This window comes from Streptosporangium sp. NPDC049078 (assembly GCF_040648855.1).
Taxonomy (GTDB): Bacteria; Actinomycetota; Actinomycetes; order Streptosporangiales; family Streptosporangiaceae; genus Streptosporangium.
This window is the reverse complement of the sequence record NZ_JBEZEL010000037.1, coordinates 1-5,573: the sequence shown is the minus strand read 5'-3', so window position 1 is coordinate 5,573 and position 5,573 is coordinate 1. Positions and strand designations below refer to the sequence as shown.

Sequence of the window (5,573 nt, the reverse complement as noted above, 5' to 3'; positions counted from 1 at the left end):
TGACGCGAAGGCAGCCGACCCGATTACTCCACACCACGACCACGTTGGGATTGATTTGCGGTTTAGGTGATCTTTTGGTGCCATATTAGATCGTTCTTCTGCGTTGTAGGTAAATCGCCGTTATTTGAGGTTGATTCTTGTCGAGGGTTGGATGTGATTGCCTTTCTTTCTACTTATGACCCTGGCCGGGGCGGAAAGTCGGCCAAGGGGGTGCTTGCGGGAGGTCGCACATGGCAGGCGGTACGGACAATGCGGGGAAGGTCGGGTTCGGGCGGCGGTCGCCGTTCACCTTCGGGATCGGTCTTCTCACCCTGATCGGTCTGCTGGGTGCGAGCTGGGCACCTGAGCCAGGCACCGTCACCCCGCGGAAGTGGGCGACCGTGGGAAATGTCGTACCGCTCGAACCGGATGCCGCCCCTGGCCCGGCGACCGGACACCCACCCGGGCGGCCCGCTCCAGGCACCGCCGCGGGAGCGGGGCGGGCGCCGGCCGACGGACGCCAGGCCGTGGAGGTCAAGGCGGCGCCGCCGGAAGGCGGCCGGGCCCGTTCGCTGGAACGGAGGCTCGCCGAGGTCGGTCTGCGCGGGCTTCCCGGGAAAGGCGCGGAGACGCCGGAGAAGAAGGCCGCGGACGCGAGACCTCGCAGCCGGGCTCGCCGCGCGGCCTGCCCGCCGACCTCCGTCATCTGCCTGGAGAACAGCCTGCCGGGAAACCCGCCGAGCGAATGGGACATACCCGGAGCGGGCAGCCCCAGCATCCAGGGATACGCGACCCAGATGAGCGTCGACAAAGGGGAGACCGTCCAGTTCAAGGTGAACACTCCGGCGACCGCCTACCACGTGGACGTCTACCGCATCGGCTACTACGGCGGCATGGGCGCACGAAAGATCACAACGCTCACTCCCTCGGTCCCACTGCCCCAGGCGCAGCCGCCCTGCCTCACGGATCAGGCGACCGCACTGGTCGACTGCGGGAACTGGGCGGTCTCGGCCTCGTGGGCCGTGCCGGCCACCGCCGTCTCGGGGGTCTACATCGCGAACCTGATCCGCGATGACGCGACACCCGGTGCCAGTCAGATGATATTCGTGATCCGGGACGACGAACGCGGGTCGGACCTGCTGCTGCAGACCTCCGACAGCACCTGGCAGGCGTACAACAAGTACGGCGGCAGCAGTCTCTACTCGGCGAGCGTCGCGGCGGGGCGGGCCTTCAAGGTCAGTTACAACCGGCCGTTCATCACGCGCGTCGGGAGCTGCTGCTCCGGTTCGGTGGAGAGCTGGTTCTTCAACGCCGAATACCCCATGATCAGATGGATCGAGGCCAACGGCTACGACGTCAGCTACACCAGCAGTATCGACACCGCGATGCGCGGCCAGCAGATTCTCAACCACAAGGTCTTTCTCTCCGTCGGCCATGACGAGTACTGGTCCAACGACATGCGGGACAACGTCACGAACGCCCGCGACAACGGCGTCAACATAACCTTCTTCTCCGGGAACGAAGGTTTCTGGAAGGGCCGCTGGGAGCAGGCCCTGAGCGACGGGACCCCCTTCAGGACCTTCGTCTGCTACAAGGAGACGCTGGCGAACGCCAAGATCGACCCGAGCCCACAGTGGACCGGATCGTGGCGTGATCCACGCTTCTCCCCGCCCTCGAACGGCGGCAAGCCGGAGAACGCGCTGAACGGGACGTGGTTCAGGGTCAACGGCGTCTCCAACGACGCGATAACCGTGTCGGCCGACTTCAGCAAGATGCGAATCTGGCGCAACACCTCCGTGGCGAACCTCTCTCCCGGGCAGACGGCCGTCTTCCCCACAGGGACGCTCGGCTACGAATGGGATGTGTCGCCCAGCAACGGGTCCGAACCGCCGGGCGTGGCCAGGTATTCAAGCACGATCATGAACCTCACCTCCAAATACCTGCTCGACTACGGCAGTACGTACGGTCTCGGCACCGCGAACCACAACCTGACGCTCTACCGGGCCTCCAGCGGTGCGCTCGTCTTCGGCGCGGGGACCATCCAGTGGTCGTGGGGGCTGGACGCGAACCACGATCGAGCGGGCACCCCCACCGACATCCGGATGCAGCAGGCGACGGTCAACCTCCTCGCCGACATGCACTCCCAGCCCGCCAGCCTCCAGCCGGGGCTGGTACCGGCCACCGCGTCGACGGACACCAGCCCTCCCACGTCGACGATCACGAGCCCGTCGAGCGGAGCCGCCCTGCCCGAGCTGACGACCGTCGTGATCAAGGGAACGGCGACCGACACCGGGGGCGGTGTCGTGGCCGGGATCGAGGTCTCGACCGACGGCGGTAACCGGTGGTTCCCGGCGACGGGCCGGGAGAACTGGCAGTACCGCTGGACACCCCAGACCACCGGAACGGTGACGATCGCGGTCCGGGCGGTCGACGACATCGGCAACCTCCAGGTGATACCGACCACGACCACCGTCACCGTCTACACGTCGTGCGACGCCTGCACCATCTGGCCAGCCAGTGCCGTGCCCGCCGTCGACTCGGCCGACGACCCCGTGCCGGTCGAGCTCGGGGTGCAGTTCCAGACCACGACCGCGGGCACCATCAGGGGCGTCAGGTTCTACAAGGGCGTGCTCAACACCGGAACGCACACCGGGAACCTCTGGAGCGCGAGCGGGCAACTCCTGGCGAGAGCCACGTTCACCGGCGAGACGGGGAGCGGGTGGCAACAGGTGGACTTCGACACGCCGGTCGCGGTGACCGCCGGCACGACGTATGTCGCCTCGTACCACACGACATCCGGGAACTACTCGACAACGGTTCCCTACTTCACCGCGCAGTACACGAACGGCCCGTTCGTGGTGCCGGCCAGCAGCGTGCAGATCGGTAACGGGGTCTACGCCTACAGTGCGACGAGCACCTTCCCGACCGGCACCTACCGGGCCAGCAACTACTGGGTCGACGTGCTGTTCGTCCCGGTCAGAAGCCTGTGGGACGATCAGACGGTTCCGCAGGTCCCCTCACAGAACGATCCCAACGCCGTGACGGTCGGCGTCAAGTTCCAGGCGCTGACCGACGGCAACATCGAGGGCATCCGTTTCTACAAGGGCGCGAAGAACACCGGGACGCATGTCGGGAGTCTGTGGACGAGTGACGGGCAGTTGCTCGCCAATGCGACCTTCACCAACGAGACGGCGAGCGGGTGGCAACAGGTGCGCTTCGACACGCCGGTCGCGGTGACCGCCCACACGACGTACGTCGCCTCGTACTTCACGAGTTCGGGGTTCTACTCGCTGACATCCTCGTACTTCACCGCGCCGTACATGAACGGTCCGCTCGTCGCGCTGGGCAATGGCGACGAGGGGGGCAACGGCGTTTACACCTACGGCGCGACGAGCACCTTCCCGACCAGCACCTACCAGGCGAGCAACTACTGGGTCGACGTGCTGTTCGTGCCGTTCACGAGCCTCTGGGAGAAGACGGCGACGCCTGCGGTCACCTCCCATCCCGACAATCAGCCCGTCACCGTCGGCGTCAAGTTCCAGGCTATGACGAGTGGCAGTATCAGGGGCGTCCGTTTCTACAAGGGCGTCCAGAACACCGGGACGCATGTCGGGAGTCTGTGGACGAGTGACGGGAAGCTGCTCGCCAGCGCGACCTTCACCAATGAGACGGCGAGCGGATGGCAGCAGGTGAACTTCGACACGCCCGTCCCGGTGACGGAGAACACAAATTATGTGGTCTCTTACAACACTTTGTCTGGTTATTATTCGCAGACACGGCCGTATTTCAACGTGCAGTACACGAGCGAACCGCTCATCGCGCCGGCCAGCGGCGCGGTGGGAGGCAACGGTGTCTACACCTACGGTGCGGCGAATCCCTTCCCGACCAGCACCTACCAGACCACCAACTACTGGGTCGACGTGGTGTTCGCCGTCGACTAGCCTCACGGCACTCGCGAGATCCCGGCCGGCGCCCTCCGCGCCGTGCCGGACGGGTGGCCGGACGGGTGGCCGGACGGGTGGCCGGACGGGTGGCCGGACGGGTGGCCGGACGGGTGGCCGGACGGGTGGCCGGACGGGTGGCCGGACATCGTCGAACCGGCGGTGTCCGGCCTCGTTCCCGCGCCGGAGACGAGCTGCCGCCGCTCCTGGGGGACCCTGGTCCAGGCGACCGCGGACAGCAGGCTCACGACCATGACGATCGGTATCCGCTGCCGGAAGATGAGACCGATGTTGGACATGGTGGTCGTGTACATGATCGTGCACGGTACGGCGAAGAGCAGGAGGATGAGGAGCATCCTGCGGTTCTCACCCCACATTCGCCGGACCCCGACGACTGCGCACCACAGCAGGTAGTACCACAGCACCGTCTCGACCTTCGCCAGCTGTAGCACCAGACTGCCGTCCATCCAGGGGAACGGCGAGAGAAGCGTGTACACCAGCTTCGGCAGGAACGCGCTCCACGGATTGCCGCCGTCGTCGAAGACGATTCCCGAACCTCCCGCGGCGTTGGCCTGAAGGACGACCTCCGACTGTCCGTGCTCCAGCTGCTCCTGCATCATGCCAACCGGTGTGCTCTCCGCCATATCCGGAAATATCAGGATGGGTACCACGAGTGTGGCCAGGATGGCCAGCACGCACAACGGGAAAGCGCGCCTGAGGCCCGCCAGGCCGAGAATCAGCGGTATCGCGCACATGAAAACCATGTAGGGGCGCACGTTCCAGAGCGTCCACAGCAGCGGCCCGAGAAGAAGGAGTTTGCGCATGTCGAAACGCTGGACGTTCGAAGCGGCGAGGCCGAGACAGGATATGACGAGAAACGCGTTGAATCCGTCCTTGAACGTGTCGGACGTGTGCAGCATGAATGCCGGCATGAATGCCATCAGGGTCATCAGCCTGAACGCCGCGCGCTCGTCGGCGCCGATGAGCCGCGCGAACCTGTACATGACGGCGCACAGCCCGCAGGCGATGAGCGCCACGAAGGCGGTGCAGGCCAGGGGGGCAGGGCCGCCGCACAGATACATGATCGCGGCGAAGATGTTGCACGGCACCGCCACGGAGTAGAGGCTGTCGATCTGATCGGAGGTGACGAACATGAAGCCCTCGCGCTTCCAGTACGCCACGACCTCCAGTGCCCTGCCCTCGTAGACGAAGTTGTCCCCGCCGTACGCGATCGAGTTGGACCGCATCACGAGGACGTGAACGAGCAGTCGTACCACGAAGGCCAGCATCAGCACCCACAGGGCGCGCCGAGCCACCTGCGCGCCGAGAGCCGTCTGGACGACGAACACCAGCCCCACCACGGCGGCCGCGACGATTATGTACTCCACAGAGAATCACCCGTACGATGTCATGGCCGGATCGAGATTTCGTGTGCCGAAGGCGAGTCGGTTCTCCGGCGCGAGGGCGGAGTGGGGGAGTGGGCATTGCCCGCCGACTTTAGTGCCGGGCGTGCCGTTACCGCCGGATATGCCATCGTCGGGCCGCCTAAATTCCCGCAAAGAAATACGGGCTCCGGAACAGCCGCCTGCCTGCTCGTTTCATCGTCCGGTGCGGCTGAGGGCCGGATAATCCGGGTGGTCGGGTCGGCCTTCC

2 protein-coding genes are annotated in these 5,573 nt (G+C 65.6%); one reads left to right on the top strand and one right to left on the bottom strand.

Features of this window, described 5'->3' with window-relative positions; all coding sequences use genetic code 11:
• Positions 1 to 230 precede the first annotated feature (230 nt).
• Complete coding sequence (locus AB0B90_RS38570) at positions 231 to 3,920, top strand: DUF4082 domain-containing protein (protein WP_362926857.1); 3,690 nt, start codon at positions 231 to 233, stop codon at positions 3,918 to 3,920.
• 2 nt (positions 3,921 to 3,922) lie between these two features.
• Here AB0B90_RS38570 and AB0B90_RS38565 read toward each other — a convergent pair whose 3' ends face one another.
• A complete protein-coding gene (locus tag AB0B90_RS38565; protein ID WP_362926855.1) occupies positions 3,923 to 5,308 on the bottom strand; it encodes a hypothetical protein in 1,386 nt (461 codons plus the stop codon).
• Positions 5,309 to 5,573: the final 265 nt, after the last annotated feature.

Excerpts from the sequence above, each read along its gene's own strand:
- AB0B90_RS38570 (WP_362926857.1), top strand. The coding sequence starts at position 231 with ATGGCAGGCGGTACGGACAATGCGGGGAAGGTCGGGTTCGGGCGGCGG.